The following is a 16,665-nucleotide window of genomic DNA, read 5'->3' on the forward strand; positions in this document are numbered from 1 at the left end:
AACTCACTGTTATTTATATATCCGCACGCCATAGGCACAATTACAGAAAACCTTTACTTCTCGCCCAGCGGATCAGCGGCTTGCGCGGCCAGCACAGCAGCCAGGAGCAGGCGGCGTATTCGCCCTTTTCGATCATGGCGCGGCGGGTGGGCGAAGAAGCCGAGGCGCGTTCGTCGTGGATGTCGCCGCCGCCCTGATGGATCATGAAGGCGCCGTTGTTCATCGGCGTGGTGCGCAGATAGGTCAGGCGCGGGCTGATCGTCTCCAGCGGCGGGTCGAAGAACCAGCTTGAACCGATGACGCCCGCCAGTTCCGGTCGCGTCTGCAACAGTGCGGCGGCGGCGGCCCAGTTGCGCTCCCAGCCCGCCTCGTTGAAGTCCGACAGGTCGCGCGCCTCGGTGTGCGTCTCCAGCCACGGACGCCAGCCGCCCGCCTGGACCCAGCCGATCAGCGGACCGGGACCGCGCCCGCCCAGCATGTGCCGCACCACCAGCCCCGGCCCGACGGGCGAGGACAGGTCCAGCATCTGGGTGTTGCTGCCCGGCACGCTGAGGGCCAGAGACACGCGCACGTCCTTGGCCCAATAGTCGGGGTCGTAGGGATCGGCTCCGCTATTCAGATAGGTCGCCAGTCGGTCGATATAGGTCGGATAGCCCGCCAGCACGGCCTGCGGCAGGCGCTCAGAGACGATGCGCCCCGGCAACTCCAGCGCCCAGGCGGCGATCAGGCCGCGTCTCTGGTCGTCGTTGGCGCCGTCGCCCAGCAGGCCGTCGACGGTGCGGGCGGCGAGTTCGAAATCCCAGTGCGGGGCGACCTCGGCGGCGGCGCGGGCGGCCTGATCCTTGAGAGCCTCGACGCGGGCGCGGTCGGCGGGCGACAGGCGCGACAGGGCGCGTTCAAAGGCGGCGGTCTGTTCGGACGAGAGCTGGGTCATGGCCGTCAGCTTGACCGCAGGGGCTGTAAATCCGGTTAAATTACCGCACGCGGTTCGATATCGGGCGCGCCCAGCACCACCGGCCGCGACCACCAGCCCGGCCCGTCCAGCGCAAAGGCCGCCTCAATCGCCGCCGCACGGTCGTCGAACAGGCCGAAGACCGTGGCCCCCGACCCCGACATCCGCGTCAGGCGACAGCCCGGCGCCGCGCGCATGGCGGCCAGCGCGCCCTCTATCCCCGGCGTGACCGACAGGGCGGGCGCCTCCAGATCATTCCGCTGCGCCGCCAGCCAGTCGACGACCGCGCCGACGGACCAGTCACCCGGCGTCGTCGGGCGATCCGCCTGCGGCGCAGGCGCGGCGTCATAGGCGCGATAGACCGCCCCTGTCGGCGACGGCAGGCCGGGGTTCAGCAGGACGCCGTGCAGGGTCGGCAGACGCGGCTCATCCTCCAGCGTCTCGCCGACGCCGGACGCCCAGGCCGGACGCGCGCGCAGGCACATGGGGCCGTCCGCCCCCGCCGCCAGCGACAGCCGCTCCAGCTCAGCCTGCGCCAGATCAAGGCCCAGCAGGCGCGCGGCCAGCCGCAGCGCCGCGCCCGCATCCGCCGAGCCGCCGCCCAGTCCCGAAGCGATGGGCAGGCGCTTGTCCAGCGTCACGGCCACGGGCGGCGGACCGATCCCGACCGCCTCGCCCACGGCCCGCAGGGCCTTGAGGATCAGATTGTCGTCTTCGGCGTGCAACGCGGCGCCGAACGGCCCCTCGATCTCCAGCGACAGAGCTTCGGCGCGGCGCACCGTCACCCGGTCGCCGACGTCGGCGAAGGCGGTCAGGCTGACCAGCGGATGATAGCCGTCGGCGCGCACCGGCCCGACGTGCAGCAACAGGTTGATCTTGGCGGGCGCCAGCCCCGTCAGGGCGTCATGCTCAGACATGGCGTCAGTCGGCCGCGCCGCCCGCCGAGCCCAGACCATGATCCCCCGTCGGATCCTGTCCCAGACGATCGCGCAGCTTGCCCTCGACCTCGGCCCGGCGCTTGTCGTCGACCTCCAGCGTCAGGACGCGGTTCCACTGGAAGCCCGCCTCGCGCTGACGGCCCACGGCCCAATAGGCGTCGCCCAGATGGTCGTTGATCTCGGGATTGGCGGGCTGTTTGTCGACGGCGCCCTCAAGGTTGACCACCGCCGCCTCATACTGGCCCTGACGGAACTGGGCCCAGCCCAGCGAGTCCTGAATATTGCCGTCCTTGGGCTCGGCGGCGTGGGCGCGGGCGATCATGGCGGCGCCCTCCTCCACCCGGCTGCCCCGGTCGACCCACAGATAGCCGAGGTAGTTCAGCAGGGTCGGATTGTCCGGCTTCATCTGCAGGGCGGCCCACAGTTCGGCCTCGGCCTCGTCGTCGCGCTCAAGCGATTCATAGGCGGCGCCGCGCAGGAAATGAATCTCATAGCCCTGATCTTCTGTGTTCAGCAGCGGGCCGTTCAGCAGGTCCAATGCCTCCTGATGCCGCTCCATCTGCATCAGTTGACCGGCCAGCATATAGGCGACGGCGCTTTCATCAGGCTGCACGGCGGCGGCGCGGCGCAGTTCGATCAGGGCCTCTTCATCGCGTTTCGCCTTGCTCAGGCTCATGGCCATCTGGATGCGGGCGGCGGCGTAGAGGCCGGGCGAAGTCTCGCTGACCTCGGCCAGCGCCGCGCGGCCCGCCGGTTCGATGCCGCCCTGAATCAGGGTCTGGCCGATCAGCAGCTGCGTATTGTCGCTGGGCGACAGGTTCTGGGCCAGCCGCAGATAGACGGCGGCGAACTCATGCGCGCGCTGGGCCGTCATCTGGTCGGCGGCGGTGCGCAGGGCCTGTGCCGCGCCCTCGCGCATGTTCGGCAGGGCGGGCGGGTGCCCCTTGGCCAGCACGCGCTCGCGCCCCTGCATCACCCGGCGGTCGGCCGTTCCGGCGGTGACGGCGGCGTCATACTGAACCATGGCGTCGTCGCGACGGCCGCGCCGTTCCAGGAACTCGCCATAGGGCTGGCGGAACAGGGCGCCGGCGAGGGCGTGGCTGGTCAGATCGCGCCATTCGGCGTCGGCGTCGTCATAGCGGCGGCGCTGTTCCAGCAAGCGGGCGCGGTTGGCGCGCGCCACCAGACTGCTGACCGGGTCAAAATCGGCGGGCGGCATGGCCAGCGCCCGGTCCCAGTCGCGCGCGGCCGCCGCAATCCAGCCCTGCACATAGAAGCCCGCGCGATCATGCGGCTCGCCCACCGGCTCGGCCTTCAGCCGGGCGTCGGCGCCGCGCGCATCGCCCCGCGCATAGGTCTGAACCGCCTCGACCAGCCGCCCGGCCTGCACGATGACCGGCGAGACCTCCGGGTCGGTCGGCGCCATGCGGGCCGCCTCGTTCAGATCGCCCGCCAGCAAGGCTGCGGTGAAGGCCTGTTCGCGCACGCGCGGCTGTTCGGGCGTCAGGGCGTAGACGCGCGCCAGATAGGCGGCGCCCGTGGCGCTCTCGCCGCTGGTCAGGGCGTTGCGCGCCGCCAGATACAGGCCGTAGGCGCTGTTGTTCTTCGCATCCAGCGGGATCGGCGCCCATTCGGCGGGAATGGGAACGACGGGCGGCTCTTCAGGCGTCTCGGGCTCATCGGCGATGATGATGTGCGGCAGGGGGTCGCCGTTAGGTTCGTCGGCGGAGTTGTCCGTGTCCTGGGCCGCCTCCGGGGCAGGCTCATCGACCTGAACGGACGGCAGCGCGTCCTGCGCCGAGGACGGCGCGGCCAGCGCCAGCGCGAGGGCCGAAGCCGCGAGGAAAAGGACAGGGCGGGAAGAGACGAAACGCATGGCCGGACCCTTCACGCTTTCCCCTTCGCCCGCAAGATGATGTGCAGGAAAAGCAGTGCAATGCCTCTCCCTCCCCTTCATGGGGAGGGTGGTCGGCGCGAAGCGACGAGCGGGTGGGGAGGGCCAGGCGATCCTGGCCTCGACAGAATCCTGGCCTCAGCGCTTGAACAGCCTCGCCGCCCCCACCCGGCCTCGGCCTGACGGCCTCTGCCACCCTCCCCATGAAGGGGAGGGAGAATCGCTGACTTACATATTCGGATAGTTCGGGCCGCCGCCGCCTTCGGGCGTGGTCCAGACGATGTTCTGCGACGGGTCCTTGATATCGCAGGTTTTGCAGTGGACGCAGTTCTGGGCGTTGATGACGAAGCGCGGATCGGCGCGGTTCGCCTCGTCCGCATAGACGACCTCATACACCCCGGCCGGGCAGTACAGCCGCGCGGGCTCGCCATACTTGGGCAGGTTGACCTTGATCGGCACGGACGGGTCCAGCAGCTTCAGGTGCGCGGGCTGTTCCTCGGCGTGGTTGGTGTTGGAGATGAAGACGCTCGACAGCTTGTCGAACGACAGCTTCCCGTCCGGCTTGGGATAGGCGATCGGCTTGTGCTGCGACGCGGGCTCGGTCGAGGCCGCGTCGGTCTTGCCGTGGCGCATGGTGCCGAAGAAGGAGAAGCCGCCCGTCAGGTGGTTGACCCACAGGTCGAACATGCCGACCGCCCCGCCCATCATCGTGCCCAGCTTGGACAGCAGCGGCTTGGCGTTGCGGACGACCTTCAGCTCCTTATAGACCCATGAGCGCAGGTATGCCGCCTGATAGGCGCTCAGCACGTCGCCCTCGCGGCCTTCCATGACGGCGTCATAGGCGGCGTCAGCGGCCAGCATGCCGGTCTTCATGGCGTTATGGCTGCCCTTGATGCGCGGCACGTTCACAAAGCCCGCCGAACAGCCGATCAGGGCGCCGCCGGGGAAGGCCAGCTTCGGCACCGACTGGAAGCCGCCCTCGGTGATGGCGCGGGCGCCGTAGGAGACGCGCGTGCCGCCCTCCAGATGCTCGGCGATGGCCGGGTGGTGCTTGAACTGCTGGAACTCGTCGAACGGCGACAGGAAGGGGTTCCTGTAGTTCAGGTGGACGACGAAGCCGACGGACACATAGCGATCGCCGAAGTGGTACAGGAAGGATCCGCCCCCCGTCTTGTCGTCCAGCGGCCAGGCGGTCGTGTGCTGGACCAGACCCGGCTGGTGCTTCTCGGCCGGAATCTGCCACAGCTCCTTCAGGCCGATGCCGAACTTCTGCGGATCGGCGGCGTCGCACAGGTTGTGGCGGGCCATGATGGTCTTGGCCAGCGAGCCGCGCACGCCCTCGGCGATGAAGACGTATTTGCCGTGCAGTTCGATGCCCGGCTGGAAGTCGCCGGTCGGCTTGCCCTCGCGGTCGATGCCGAAGACGCCCGCGACGACGCCCTTCACCCGGCCCGTCTCTTCCTCCCAGACCACATGGCTGGCGGCCATGCCGGGATAGACTTCGACGCCCAAGCCTTCCGCCTGCTCAGCCAGCCAGCGCGCGACATTGCCCAGAGAGGCGATGTAGCAGCCGTCGTTGTGCATGAAGGGCGGCAGGGCGAACATCGGCAAGGACGCCTGACCCTGCGGACCCAGCACCAGGAACTTGTCCTTGGTGACGGGCGTCTCCAGCGGGGCGCCGCGTTCCTTCCAGTCGGGGAACAGCTCGTTCAGCGCCTTCGGGTCGATGACGGCGCCGGACAGGACGTGGCCGCCGATCTCGGCCGACTTCTCGAGCACGGCGACGGAAATCTCTTTTCCGTCCTTCTCGGCCCGCTGTTTCAGGCGGATGGCGGCGGACAGGCCGGCGGGGCCGCCGCCGACGATGACGACGTCATATTCCATGACCTCGCGCTCGACGCCCGACAGGGCTTCAAGCGGCGGCAGATTGTCGATGACGGCTTCCTGCCATGCGTTCTTGGCGCCGCCTTCGATCATTTCCTCGGCCATGTCCCCAGAATCCTTGTTATCATCGTGGTTATCCGCCTTATCGTGAGGTGACGCGGGGGCGGTCAAGGCTTATTGCCTGTGGTTTCATGAACGCTCTTTCCCCCGATATGGCTGCCGCAGAGGCGCTGTTCGCCTTCTGGAGCGATGCAGGCGTCGATGCCTGCTTCGGCGAGGAGCCTGTCGACCGCACCATTTTCGTCGCCCCGGTTCCGTCCAAGGGCCCCGCCACAGTCACGCCGCTGCGCCCGCCCGGCGCGGCGCCGTCCGCCGATGAGGCCGCCGCCGAGGCCCGCCGTGTGGCGGCGGATGCGGCCACTCTGGACGAACTGGCCGAAGCCATCGCCGCCTTCGAGGGTTGCCCCCTGCGCGGCATGGGCGCGCGTCAGGCCGTCTTTGCGCGCGGCAATCCGCAGGGATCGCTGATGGTCATCGGCGAAGGCCCCGGCGCCGAGGAAGACGCGCGCGGCCAGCCCTTCGTCGGTCAGGCGGGACAGCTGCTAGACCGCATCCTGACGGCGGCGGGCCTACTGGACGAGGCCTTCATCACCAACACCGTCTTCTGGAAGACGCCCGGCAACCGCACCCCGACACCGCAGGAACAGGCCGCCTGCGCCCCCTTCCTTGAGCGCGCGATGGCGCTGCTGAAGCCGCGCGCGGTGCTGCTGGTCGGGGCGGCGGCGACCAAGGCTGTGCTGAAGACCGACGACGGAATCATGCGCACGCGCGGCCAGTGGCGTGAATGGCGACTGTCCGAAGGCGGAATCGCCGCCCCCGCCATGGCGACCCTTCACCCCGCCTTTTTGCTGCGTCAGCCGCAGGCCAAGGGTCTGGTCTGGAAGGATATTCTGGATTTGTCCGCACGACTTCAGGCCGAGGCGGTTGAGCCGGGCGCCTGATTCAGGCATCCTGAACCCTTGGAGACCAGTCCGCAGAGCGTCGCAGAATCCCGGGTCAATTCGGGGCCGACGCCGACGAAGGGGGCCGCCGCGTCATGTATTCTGTCCGCCGGGCGCGTCGCGCGTCCCTGTTCGCCATGGCCCTGTGCGCCATGGCTGCGACCGCTGCTCAGGCTGAAGATGTCGACAGTTCCCGCCCTTACGCCGCCACCGGCGCCGCCACCGGCGCCGCCTCCGGCGAGTCCTCGCCCACGGCGCTGAGCAGCGAGGACCGCCTCAGCTACACCACCGCCTTCGACGCCCTGCGGCGCGGCGACCTGGAGCTGGCCCGCGCCTCGGCGCGTCAGGCCAAGGACCGCGTCCTGCTGGGTCAGGTCGAGTTCGAGCGCCTGTTCCACCCCAGCCACGTCGCCAACTATGACGAACTGGCCGCCTGGCTGGAGAGCTATTCCGACCTGCCGATGGCCGACCGGGTCTATACGCTGGCCATGCGCCGCATCCCGGACGGCGCGCCCGAGCCCAAACGTCCCGGCGGCCTGCTCAGCCGCACCTGGGCCAGCCTGACCAGCCCCGGCGACGGCGGCGTCAACGACCCGGCCAAGGCCGCGCGCGTGGCCCTGAACAACGACGACCTGTCCGGCGCCTATACGATGGGCCAGCAGATCGGCGACTGGTGGACGGCGGGCCTGGCCGCCTGGCGGATGGAACAGCATTCCGACGCCTTCAACGCCTTCGACCATGTGGCCCAGGACCCGACCGAGGATCCGTGGGTGCGCGCGGGCGGCGCCTATTGGGCCGCGCGGGCGGCGGGCCAGTCGGGCCGTCAGGAGCGCGTCGCCGATTATCTGCGTCAGGCCGCGCGCTGGCCCGCGACCTTCTATGGCCAGATCGCCCTGCGCCAGCTGGGCGAAGAACCGGTGATCGAGAACCTCGGCCCCCGCCCCTATGAGGCGACGGTGCAGCGCGCCTCCCTGTCGCATGAACCGCTGGGCGTCGACGCCGGGGCGCTGAACGCCTTCATCCAGTCGGACGAGGACGCCCGCCGCACCGTGGCCCTGTATGAAGTCGGCCGCCGCAGCGACGCCGAACTGGCCGCCCGCAACGGCCTGCGCTCGGCCAGCGGCGACAACGCCGCGCGCCAGATGTGGGCGGGCCTCTACCGTCTGGTCGCCCCCGGCCGCGCCGCCCAGTCCGAGGCCAGCCGCATCGACGCCGTCCGCTATCCGATGCCGGACCTGCAGCCGCTGGGCGGCTTCACCATCGAAAAGGCCCTCGTCTACGCCATCGCGCGCAAGGAGACGGACTTCAACGCCAACGCCCGCTCCGGCGCCGGGGCCTATGGGCTGATGCAGGTGATGCCGACCACCGCCGCCTATATGACCGGCGATCAGGGCTATGTCCGCACGCCCCAGCGCCTGCTGGACCCGGCGGTGAACATGAAGCTGGGGCAGGACTATGTGAACCGCCTGTTCCAGATCGAGTCCTTCCAGGGCGACCTGCTGAAGGCGGTGGCCTCCTACAACGCCGGGCCGGGACCGATGCTGGCGGCGATCCGCAAACTGGGCGCCGACGCCGACCCCCTGCTGCTGATCGAGACGATCGACGTGCCGCAGGCGCGCGAATACGTCGAAAAGGTCGTAGCGGCCTACTGGATCTATCAGCGCATGATGGGCGGGCCGCTGAAGACGCTGGACGCGCTGGCGTCAGGGGCGCGGGCCGTGCCGATCCATCTGGATTACGCCCCGCCTGCACAGCCCCTTCAGGTCGCCGAGGCGGCGCCCGCAAACACCCGCTAGGGCGTCAGATCAGGACGCTGGCCAGCGAGGTCCAGATCAGGGCCAGAACCACCGCCGCCAGCGCATAGGCCCGCGCCGTACGCGCCCAATTGGTGTTCCGGCTGATCGTCCGCATGGCCTCGCCCCTGCATCCCCGTCTGATGGTTCAGCAGCCATAGAACGACGCTCTTAAACCGCCGTTTTCAAGCGCGGTTAAGGGCGGTTAACCGGCACGGGATCTCAGCGCCTCCGCCTCCCACTCGTGGAAATGCGGCTGGTCCAGCAGGGCGGCGACATAGGCCGCAGCCGTGCCGTCGTCGCCGTGGGCCGACAGGTCGATCTGATAGTGGCGCACCCGCGCCGCCACGGGCGTGAAGAAGGCGTCGGCGATCGACCAGTCGCCGAACAGCCACGGCCCGTCCGCGCCGAAGCGCCCGCGCATCTGCGACCACAGCACAACCACACGCGCCAGATCGCGGTCCAGCCCCGGATCAGACGGCGCCGTGCTGCGCGCCCCGCCCGCGATCGGATGATCCGGCCCCATGCCGCACAGGTCGCGTAAGGCGGCAAAGCCCGCGTGCATCTCGGCCGCTGCCGCGCGGGCCAGGGCGCGCACGACCGGATCGACCGGCCACAGCTTCGCCTCGGGATAGCGTTCAGCCGCCCATTCGCTGATGGCCAGACTGTCCCACAGGGTTTCGCCCTCGACCTTCAGCAGCGGCACGAAGCCCGAGGGCGACAGGCGGCGCAGTTCGGCCTTTTCCGCCTCGGAGCGATACCAGACCTCGCGCGCCGTGAAGACGGCGCCTGCCCGCCTCAACACCAGCCACGGCCGCAACGACCAGGTGGAGAAGAGGCGCGGTCCGATGATCAGTTCCATGGCGAAGCTCCGAGGCTGTCGCCGTGATTAATGGCTGGAGGCGAGCTTCAGCACAACCAGTCCGCTGACGATCAGCACGGCGCCCAGCACCCGCATCGGCGTGACCGGCTCGCCCAGCACGGCGATGCCGACGACAAAGGCGCCGACGGCGCCGATGCCGGTCCAGATCACATAGGCGGTGCCCAGCGGCAGGGTCTTCATCGCGATCGACAGCAGGCCGAAGCTGACGATCATGAAGCCGATGGTGCCGATGGTCGGCCACGGCTTGGTGAAGCCCTCGGACGCCTTCATCAGGAAGGCCCAGACGATCTCGAACAGACCGGCGAAAAGAAGGAAAATCCAGGCCATGACGTGCTCCCATGCATGGCGTGCCGGGTCGTCCCGGCGTCATGCCCAATAACGGGAGAGGTCGTCCTCTGATCCCGCCTATCTGGGACAGGCGGGTTTCAAGTCAAGCCTTGCCGCGAACAGGCGCTTTCGCAGGCGCAAAAACCCCCTGCGATGGCGGCCATTTTGCATCAGTCGAAGGGGAGCAGGCGGCCCTCGCCTGCTCCCGCCCGTCATCAGCGCCCGTTATCAGCGTATAACGCGCAGAGTCACGCCCACCATGCGCGGCGCGCCCAGGAAGGCGCCCAGGGTCCCCGTCTGGAACGGCGCGCCGAAGGCCACCTGGCGGTAGTCCTGATCGAACAGGTTGCGGCCCCACAGTTCGACGCTCCAGGCGTCGTCGCGCGCCAGCGCAACGCGGCCGTCGACCAGCCAGAAGCCCGGCTGGCTCTTGGCCGGATCAAGGTCCGAGCCGGTATTGTATTCCGACGAATATTTGGCCGCCAGCGTCACCCGCCCGGTCAGCCCCGCCGCCACCGGCCGCTCATAGCTTCCGGCCAGCGACCCGCTCCATAACGGCGCGAAATTCATCCGCTTGCCCGCCAGCAGCGGCAGGCCCGGCACGGCGTCGTCGCCGTATTCCGTCTGGGCGTAGGTCAGGCCGCCCTGCAACGACAGGCCCTCGAACGGCAGGAACATGAAGTCCGCCTCGACACCCTTGGCCCGCACCTCGGGGATGGAGCGGACCAGGAAGGTCGTGCCCAGGAAGGTGTTCAGCTGGAAATCGTCATAGGTCTGGCGGAAGGCGGCGGCCGAAACCAGCAGGCGCCGGTCCAGCATCACGCTCTTCACTCCCGCCTCGAAGGCGTCGGCGCTCTCGGCCGGGAAGGCGCGCGAGGCGTCGGGGACCAGATTGGTCTGCCCGCGATCCAGGTTGAAGCCGCCGTTCTTGCGGCCCCGCGACCATGAGGCGTAGAGGCGCACGCCCTCCGTCGCCTTTAACTCGGCGCGGGCCATGCCGGTCCAGGCCTCGTCCTTGACCGTCTCCGACTGGCTCAGGCCGTTGAAGGCCGGGTTCGACCACGGCAGACACAGCATGACATTGCTGATCCCGTTGGCCAGCGCCGCCGCGCACGCCCGCCCGTCGTCGGTGTTGTGATAGGCGGCCGTCATCTCCTTCTTCTCATGGGTCCGGCGCAGGCCCCCGGTCAGGGTCAGGCGGTCGGTCACGGCGTAGGAGAGCTGGCCGAACAGGGCGGCGCTGCGGGCCGTCTGCCAATAGCGGTCCAGTTGGCCCTCGCCCTCGACGAAGCTCTGGCCGACGGGCAGGCCGGTCAGGCCCGACACAAAGGCCGGATCGCCCAGCGGGTTCGACGCCGAACGCGACAGCAGACGACTGACGTAGGCTTCGTAATCGGCGCCGTAGAACAGGCTGTCGCGCCGGGTCAGCTTCTCATCAGCGAAGAAGGCGCCCGCCGACCAGTCCAGCTTTCCGTTCTGGCCCGACAGGCGGAACTCCTGCGTCAGGGTGCGGAAGCGGTTCGACCAGCTGCCGTCGTCCGGGCGATAGGCCAGATCGGCCGAGGTGAAGTCCCAGTCCTGACTGATGACGCCGCGCCAGTCGCGCACCGCCGAGGTGCTCTCCAGCGTCGCCCAGCCCAGATCAGCGTTCAGGTGCAGGGCCAGTCCCTTGTCGCGGATGCGGGTGTTGGTGTCGCGGTTGGACCAGGCCACGCGGTCCCAGGGTTTCGGCGTCGCCGCCACGCCGCCGTCGGGCGCGAAGGTCGCCAGCAGGGGCGCCGTATCGCCACTGACCAGTTGCACGCCGACGCAGCAGCGCTCGTCCCGCTCGGTCCAGTCGGCGGTCAGGCGGGCCGTCAGGTTCGGCGTGGCGCGCCACAGCAACTGACCGCGCACGGTGTCGTAATTCTCGGTCTGATCGTCGGTCGAGGTGCGCGGCCCCTCCCCGGTCTTCACGTCATAGAGGCCGTCGCGACGGCGCGCGGCGACATACAGCCGCCCGGCCAGAACCTCGTCCACGATGGGGCCGGTCAGGGAGACGGAACCGCCGTGCGTGCCATAGTCGCCGAAGGTCGCCTCGCCCGCCATGCGCGCGTCGAACGACGGTGCGGCGGTGACGACGTTGATGACGCCCGCCGAAGTGTTCTTGCCGAACAGGGTCGCCTGCGGCCCCTTGAGCACTTCAACGCGCTCGACCTCGCCCAGATCGCCCAGGGCCGCGCCGTTGCGGGGGCGATAGACGCCGTCGATCATGACGCCGACCGAGCTTTCCACGCCCGGATTGTCGCCCACAGTGCCGACGCCGCGAATGCGGGCGGTGGTGAAGGTCTGGTTGGAGGTCGAGGCCACGATCAGGCCGGGCGTCAGAATCTGCAGATCCTTGATGTCGCGCACGCCGACGCCGTCCAGCAGGGGCTGGCTCGCCACCGTCAGCGACAGCGGCGTGGCCGCCAGAGGCGCCTCGCGGCGCTCGGCCGTGACCACGATCTCGGACACCTGGACCGGGCCGGCGTCAACGGGGGCGTCCGCCAGAACAGGGGCGGCGAAAGCGAGCACGGACACAGAGGCGGACGCGAGAGACGCGGCGCGAACAGCGAAATTCATGGGAGGAAAAACCGCTTTGCGGAGCGACGGCGCAAGGCTTCGTCGCGGACTGTCAACGGATGTAACAGTCAAGCCGGAGCGGAGAAACCCCGCCTGGGGATCATCCTGTGATGACTTTCAGGCACGCCCCGCCAGCGGCCCGGAGGCGCGCGGCGCAAAACTGTGTTCGATACGGCTGTGGTGCGAATCCACATCCTTGCGGACCGCCCCGCCAACCCGGCACAGGGCCTCCAGCCCGCGACCGCCGCCCGCCTGATGCGAAACGATCAGGTCCAGCAGGCGCTCGGCCTCGGCCAGGGTTTCGGGCCGCTGGTCCATCAGCCAGGCCTCGACCGCGTCCAGATCGGCCGTCAGGCCGCCCTTGCGCACCGACATCTCAACCGTGCGGTTGCTCCATTCCGTCAGCAGCGCCTGCGCCGCCTCCATCGACCATTTTCGAGCCATCATGCCCCCCAAGGGCGCTGCGCCGGTCGACCTCGATCTCCCAAACGCCGAAAAATGCAGACAGGCCGATCAGGAACCACACCCCCCACATCAGGGAGATGAGCGCCCAGGCCAGCGGTTGATGCGACAGGAAGGGCGCGAAATGCGCGACCGTCCCGATCAGTTGAAATCCCGCCATAAGGATGATCCACCAGCGACCGGCGCGCTCGGCGATCAGCCACAGGAGCAGAAAGCCGATCACATCCGCCGCCATGATGCCGACATAGGCGCCGCGCCAGACCAGCCCCTGACTGGCGAACGACGCCGCCGTCACGACCACCATCGTCGCCACCGCTGCGCGGTCCCACATCCGTCCGCGCCAGATCAGGATCGCAAAGGCGCTGAAGGTGAAGGCGATGAGGATAAGCTGTTTGGCGAGCATGAATCTCCGGCCTGCGGGACAGTCTTCTAACGGTGATGGATCATGGGCGGCTCCGCGGACGACGACGTCATCGCAGGCGTTCGATCACCTCAAGAACGGGATTGATCAGACTGGCGCCGATCACGGCGATCATGACCCAGGCCAGCGCCCAGAGCAGGATCAGCCACAGGACCGAGCCCCCCAGCTTACGCGGAGCCGGCCATGCCTGAACCGTCGCCCGAACAGATGCATGTCCCGCCTCAAGGCGGCGCGGAGCAGGCGTCTTCCCGTCCCCAAGGCGCGCGACCGCACGCTCGACGACACCCCTCTCTGCCCCGGCAGTAGCCGTCGGGAACAGGGGCGCCGGGCGCCCTGAGTAGCAATTACTCAGCACTCGCGCGGCCTGAAGCCGATCCGAAACGCCCAGCTTTTCATAGGCACGATGCAGGTGGTTCTGGACGGTGCGCGGCGACAGGTTCAACCGCAGGGCGATTTCCTTATCGCCCAGGCGTTCAGCCGCAAGCAGGAGGATTTCCTGTTCACGCGGGGTCAATTTGTCGATCGGCGAAGCTTCAGTCACAAAACCCGAATATCCATTCCCACCGCCCTGCGTCCAGCCCGTAAACACGCCTCGCGCGAAACAGCCTGAGAGTGTCGCACGGCCGCGACACACGCGCTCCGACGGGCAATTCGGTTGCATCCGTCAGACCGATAGACGCACTAGGGGCCGAAAACCGGATACGGATGAAGGGGGATGGCGCATGCTGGCGCTTTTGATGGGCGGTCTGGGGCTGATCGTCGGCAGTTTTCTGGGCCTTGTCAGCCTGCGCCTGCCGCGCGGCGAGGACATCGTCGTCAGCCGGTCGCGGTGCGGCGGCTGCGACCGCCCGCTGAAACCATGGCGCATGATTCCGGTCCTCAGCTGGGCGCTGTCGCGTGGGAAATGCAGCGACTGCGGCGCCGCCATTCCCATGCGCTATCCGCTGATCGAGCTGGGGTCCGCCGCCATCGGCGTCTGGGCGGCCCTGTGCTTCCCCGACCCGGCGCAGGCGCTGGCGACGGCCGTGCTGGGGTGGCAGCTGCTGTTGATCGCCGTGGTCGACGCCGAGCATTTCTGGCTGCCGGACAAACTGACCCTGCCGCTGCTGCTCAGCGGTCTGTTCGCCGCCGTGGCGCTGGACCCCGCCAATATCCACAGCGGCATGCAATGGTCGCTGATCGGCCCGATGAAGACGCCGCTGATCGGGGCGGCGGCCGGTTTCCTCGGCCTGTGGCTGCTGGCCTTCCTTTATAAGCGGGTGCGCGGCCGCGATGGTCTGGGCGGCGGCGATCCCATTCTGCTGGGCGCGATCGGGGCCTGGGTCAGCTGGATCGGCCTGCCCAGCGTGCTGTTGTGGGCCTCGGTCACGGGCTTAAGTCTGGTGGCGGCCCGACTGGCGCTGCGCCGTCCGGTGGCCGCGACGGACCGGCTGCCGTTCGGGGTCTTCCTGGCCATCGGCGCCTGGCTGACCTGGCTGTACGGTCCGCTGGGCGTGGGAGCTATTAGCCTCGGCGGCTAGAGCGACAGCAGGTCCGACCAGCGCCATGCGCCGCCGCCCAGGGCCACGCGCGGCGCCCCCGGCCGGTCGCTGAGCGTCAGCAGCACATAGCCGTTCACCCGCTCCGCCTTGCACTCGCGCGGAGAGAAGCCGACCGTGACGGCGATGGCCTGACGCACGCCCGCCAGCCCCTTGCCCGCCTCGCCCGGGCTTTGCAGCCAGTCGCCGTTCCACATCAGGATCGCCCGGCCCGAGGCGCCCGAGGTGCGATAGGCCTGATCAATCGTGGCGGTGATGCGGGCGTCGTTGCGCAGGGCGTCCTGTATCCGCCGCACCATGTCGCAGCCCTGACCGGAGCCTGAGCCGACGCCAGACCCCGACCCGGCGCCGGACCCCGTTCCCGCGCCCGAACCGCTGCCCTGACCCAGACCCGAGCCTGCACCCTGACCCGCTCCGGCTCCGGCTCCGCCGCCCGAACCGGCGGTCAGCGCGCCGCTCAGGGCGCCGTCGCCCAGCAGGATGAAGGACACCGCCTGTTCGGGCGCCGCAACCGTCAGCGGCGTCACCGTCGGCGGATTGGGCGTCGGTCTGGCCGGGCGCGGCGTCGGCGGCGCAGGCGGCGTCCGCCGCTCCGGTTGCGGCGTCTTGACCGGCGCGGGCGGCGGGGTCGGTTCAGGTTTGCGAACCGGTTGGGGCGTCGGCTGCGGAGCCGGCTTGGCGGGAACCGGCGCCGCGGCGGGCTCAGGCGTCGGTTCAGGAGCAGCCGCTGGCGCAGCGGACCCGGCCTCCGACCCGCCGGCCGGCGCCTGCCCCGCGGCCGGTTCGGGCGGCGGAGGGGGCGGAGGCGGCGGCTGGACCAGACTCACCTCGACATAGGGAACCTCGGGCGCTGCAGGCGGCTGTTCACGCGGCGTCGCCCAGATCAGGGCCAGGATCGCGCCGTGTGCAAGAACGCTGGTCAAAACCGGAAGCGCCGCGCGGCGCCTGCGACGGCGGGCCGCGCTCACAGGGCCCCTCTTTCATCGCCACGCAGACCGCTCAACAGCAAAGCTTGCAACAAACACTCTCCGGTTGCGGGAAATTAAAGCTCACCATCGGAGCGCGTCAGGAAAAAGGCGCCCCGATTTCATCTACAACGCCCGTCCTGAGAAATAGGAACGTCGATTATTGAACTTTTTTTACAGTCAAGCTGAACCTTTTCACTTCTTCGCGCGTCTTTAGCTCCGCCGTTGTGAAACCGAGATTGGTACGGCGCGTAGCATCACCCGGAGGATGGGCCGGGCATGAAGGAGACTTGATTTGATCAACTTGGCATCCAGGACAGCGCTGATCGGCGCCGTAGCCGTGCTGGGCCTCGCCGTCAGCGGCTGCGCCAGCCACCAATTCGTCCGCGACAACCTGCAGGTCGTCGATCAGCGCGTCGACGGCGTCGATGCGCATCTGACCCAGGTCGAAGGCACCGCCGGCGAAGCGCTGGCCCGCGCCAACGCCGCCCACAAGCTGGCGCAGGGCAAGTTCCTGTATGAAGTCGTTCTGTCGGACGACTCGGTGAAGTTCCCGGTCAACCACACCGAACTGTCGCCGGAAGCCGAACAGCGTCTGGCCGAACTGGTCCAGCGTCTGCGCGCCGAAAACGCCAACGTCTATCTGGAAATCCAGGGCCACACCGACGCGACCGGCACCAAACAGATCAATGAGCGCGTGGGCCAGGAACGCGCCGAAGCCGTCCGCCGCTTCCTGAGCGATCAGGGCATCGCCCTGAACCGCATGGCGACCATTTCCTACGGCGCCGACAAGCCGGTGGCCCCGAACAACACCCGCGAGGGCCGCGCCCAGAACCGCCGCGTGGCGGTGATGGTTCTGGCCTGACGCCAAACGCTTTCTTTTCGGCCTTTCAGCCCCGGCCGCAAAGAGAAACGGCGGCGCGCCCGAAGGGGGGCCGCCGGCGGGGTTTTAGCCAAGGAACAGCTGGAGACCCGGTAGGCGGCCACCAAAGTAAATAAACCC

At 68.8% G+C, this 16,665-nt stretch carries 15 protein-coding genes; 4 read left to right on the plus strand and 11 right to left on the minus strand.

Annotated features, from left to right (window positions below; translation table 11 throughout):
* Nucleotides 1-40 precede the first annotated feature (40 nt).
* The 4 genes from ABE454_RS09690 to ABE454_RS09705 all read right to left on the minus strand — a co-directional run bounded on the left by ABE454_RS09690 (nucleotide 41) and on the right by ABE454_RS09705 (nucleotide 5,668).
* Nucleotides 41-934, minus strand: a complete 894-nt coding sequence (locus ABE454_RS09690; RefSeq protein ID WP_346531189.1) for a hypothetical protein — start codon at nucleotides 932-934, stop codon at nucleotides 41-43.
* A 35-nt stretch (nucleotides 935-969) separates the two neighbouring features.
* Entirely contained in the window at nucleotides 970-1,869 is a 900-nt protein-coding gene (locus tag ABE454_RS09695) for a 4-(cytidine 5'-diphospho)-2-C-methyl-D-erythritol kinase (protein WP_346531192.1), read from the minus strand.
* A 4-nt stretch (nucleotides 1,870-1,873) separates the two neighbouring features.
* Nucleotides 1,874-3,766: a tetratricopeptide repeat protein gene (locus tag ABE454_RS09700; protein ID WP_346531194.1), complete on the minus strand. Its 1,893-nt coding sequence runs from the start codon at nucleotides 3,764-3,766 to the stop codon at nucleotides 1,874-1,876.
* Between the two features lie 246 nt (nucleotides 3,767-4,012).
* Nucleotides 4,013-5,668 (minus strand): electron transfer flavoprotein-ubiquinone oxidoreductase, encoded by a 1,656-nt coding sequence (locus ABE454_RS09705; protein ID WP_346531236.1) that lies wholly within the window; start codon nucleotides 5,666-5,668, stop codon nucleotides 4,013-4,015.
* A 191-nt stretch (nucleotides 5,669-5,859) separates the two neighbouring features.
* On the opposite strand from ABE454_RS09705, the gene ABE454_RS09710 reads away from it, so the two are divergent.
* Both ABE454_RS09710 and ABE454_RS09715 read left to right on the plus strand, forming a co-directional pair.
* A complete protein-coding gene (locus tag ABE454_RS09710) occupies nucleotides 5,860-6,669 on the plus strand; it encodes a uracil-DNA glycosylase (RefSeq protein WP_346531196.1) in 810 nt (269 codons plus the stop codon).
* A gap of 95 nt (nucleotides 6,670-6,764) precedes the next feature.
* Nucleotides 6,765-8,465 (plus strand): lytic transglycosylase domain-containing protein, encoded by a 1,701-nt coding sequence (locus tag ABE454_RS09715; protein WP_346531198.1) that lies wholly within the window; start codon nucleotides 6,765-6,767, stop codon nucleotides 8,463-8,465.
* A gap of 202 nt (nucleotides 8,466-8,667) precedes the next feature.
* On the opposite strand, the gene ABE454_RS09720 is transcribed toward ABE454_RS09715, so the two are convergent.
* The 6 genes from ABE454_RS09720 to ABE454_RS09745 form a co-directional block, all read right to left on the minus strand.
* Nucleotides 8,668-9,324, minus strand: a complete 657-nt coding sequence (locus ABE454_RS09720; protein ID WP_346531200.1) for a glutathione S-transferase — start codon at nucleotides 9,322-9,324, stop codon at nucleotides 8,668-8,670.
* Between the two features lie 27 nt (nucleotides 9,325-9,351).
* Nucleotides 9,352-9,672: a DMT family transporter gene (locus ABE454_RS09725; protein ID WP_346531202.1), complete on the minus strand. Its 321-nt coding sequence runs from the start codon at nucleotides 9,670-9,672 to the stop codon at nucleotides 9,352-9,354.
* Nucleotides 9,673-9,900: 228 nt separating this feature from the next.
* Nucleotides 9,901-12,276 carry a TonB-dependent receptor gene (locus tag ABE454_RS09730; RefSeq protein WP_430826069.1) on the minus strand — a complete coding sequence of 792 codons (2,376 nt, stop codon included), beginning with the start codon at nucleotides 12,274-12,276 and terminating at the stop codon, nucleotides 9,901-9,903.
* A 117-nt stretch (nucleotides 12,277-12,393) separates the two neighbouring features.
* A complete protein-coding gene (locus ABE454_RS09735) occupies nucleotides 12,394-12,723 on the minus strand; it encodes a hypothetical protein (RefSeq protein WP_346531207.1) in 330 nt (109 codons plus the stop codon).
* Nucleotides 12,653-13,141, minus strand: a complete 489-nt coding sequence (locus ABE454_RS09740; protein WP_346531208.1) for a hypothetical protein — start codon at nucleotides 13,139-13,141, stop codon at nucleotides 12,653-12,655. The genes ABE454_RS09735 and ABE454_RS09740 overlap by 71 nt, the downstream gene beginning before the upstream one ends.
* A gap of 67 nt (nucleotides 13,142-13,208) precedes the next feature.
* Nucleotides 13,209-13,700 carry a helix-turn-helix domain-containing protein gene (locus ABE454_RS09745; RefSeq protein WP_346531211.1) on the minus strand — a complete coding sequence of 164 codons (492 nt, stop codon included), beginning with the start codon at nucleotides 13,698-13,700 and terminating at the stop codon, nucleotides 13,209-13,211.
* A 181-nt stretch (nucleotides 13,701-13,881) separates the two neighbouring features.
* On the opposite strand from ABE454_RS09745, the gene ABE454_RS09750 reads away from it, so the two are divergent.
* On the plus strand, nucleotides 13,882-14,679 hold the full coding sequence (locus tag ABE454_RS09750; RefSeq protein WP_346531214.1) for a prepilin peptidase: 798 nt from the start codon (nucleotides 13,882-13,884) through the stop codon (nucleotides 14,677-14,679).
* Here ABE454_RS09750 and ABE454_RS09755 read toward each other — a convergent pair.
* Nucleotides 14,676-15,620, minus strand: coding sequence for a hypothetical protein (locus ABE454_RS09755; RefSeq protein WP_346531217.1), 945 nt, complete (start codon nucleotides 15,618-15,620; stop codon nucleotides 14,676-14,678). The two genes, ABE454_RS09750 and ABE454_RS09755, sit on opposite strands and share 4 nt — an antisense overlap.
* A gap of 346 nt (nucleotides 15,621-15,966) precedes the next feature.
* Here ABE454_RS09755 and ABE454_RS09760 point away from each other — a divergent pair, with 346 nt between their 5' ends.
* Complete coding sequence (locus tag ABE454_RS09760; protein WP_346531238.1) at nucleotides 15,967-16,527, plus strand: OmpA family protein; 561 nt, start codon at nucleotides 15,967-15,969, stop codon at nucleotides 16,525-16,527.
* Nucleotides 16,528-16,665: the final 138 nt, after the last annotated feature.

It is taken from the genome of Brevundimonas diminuta (genome assembly GCF_039673845.1).
GTDB classification, from domain to species: Bacteria; Pseudomonadota; Alphaproteobacteria; order Caulobacterales; family Caulobacteraceae; genus Brevundimonas; species Brevundimonas diminuta_E.

What these genes read in the sequence shown, in the direction of transcription:
- ABE454_RS09720 (WP_346531200.1), bottom strand. Translation starts at nt 9,324, where the DNA reads ATGGAACTGATCATCGGACCGCGCCTCTTCTCCACCTGGTCGTTGCGG.
- ABE454_RS09695 (WP_346531192.1), bottom strand. Translation starts at nt 1,869, where the DNA reads ATGTCTGAGCATGACGCCCTGACGGGGCTGGCGCCCGCCAAGATCAAC.
- ABE454_RS09750 (WP_346531214.1), top strand. Translation starts at nt 13,882, where the DNA reads ATGCTGGCGCTTTTGATGGGCGGTCTGGGGCTGATCGTCGGCAGTTTT.
- ABE454_RS09730 (WP_430826069.1), bottom strand. Translation starts at nt 12,276, where the DNA reads ATGAATTTCGCTGTTCGCGCCGCGTCTCTCGCGTCCGCCTCTGTGTCC.
- ABE454_RS09710 (WP_346531196.1), top strand. Translation starts at nt 5,860, where the DNA reads ATGAACGCTCTTTCCCCCGATATGGCTGCCGCAGAGGCGCTGTTCGCC.
- ABE454_RS09715 (WP_346531198.1), top strand. Translation starts at nt 6,765, where the DNA reads ATGTATTCTGTCCGCCGGGCGCGTCGCGCGTCCCTGTTCGCCATGGCC.
- ABE454_RS09740 (WP_346531208.1), bottom strand. Translation starts at nt 13,141, where the DNA reads ATGCTCGCCAAACAGCTTATCCTCATCGCCTTCACCTTCAGCGCCTTT.
- ABE454_RS09705 (WP_346531236.1), bottom strand. Translation starts at nt 5,668, where the DNA reads ATGGAATATGACGTCGTCATCGTCGGCGGCGGCCCCGCCGGCCTGTCC.
- ABE454_RS09725 (WP_346531202.1), bottom strand. Translation starts at nt 9,672, where the DNA reads ATGGCCTGGATTTTCCTTCTTTTCGCCGGTCTGTTCGAGATCGTCTGG.
- ABE454_RS09700 (WP_346531194.1), bottom strand. Translation starts at nt 3,766, where the DNA reads ATGCGTTTCGTCTCTTCCCGCCCTGTCCTTTTCCTCGCGGCTTCGGCC.
- ABE454_RS09735 (WP_346531207.1), bottom strand. Translation starts at nt 12,723, where the DNA reads ATGATGGCTCGAAAATGGTCGATGGAGGCGGCGCAGGCGCTGCTGACG.
- ABE454_RS09690 (WP_346531189.1), bottom strand. Translation starts at nt 934, where the DNA reads ATGACCCAGCTCTCGTCCGAACAGACCGCCGCCTTTGAACGCGCCCTG.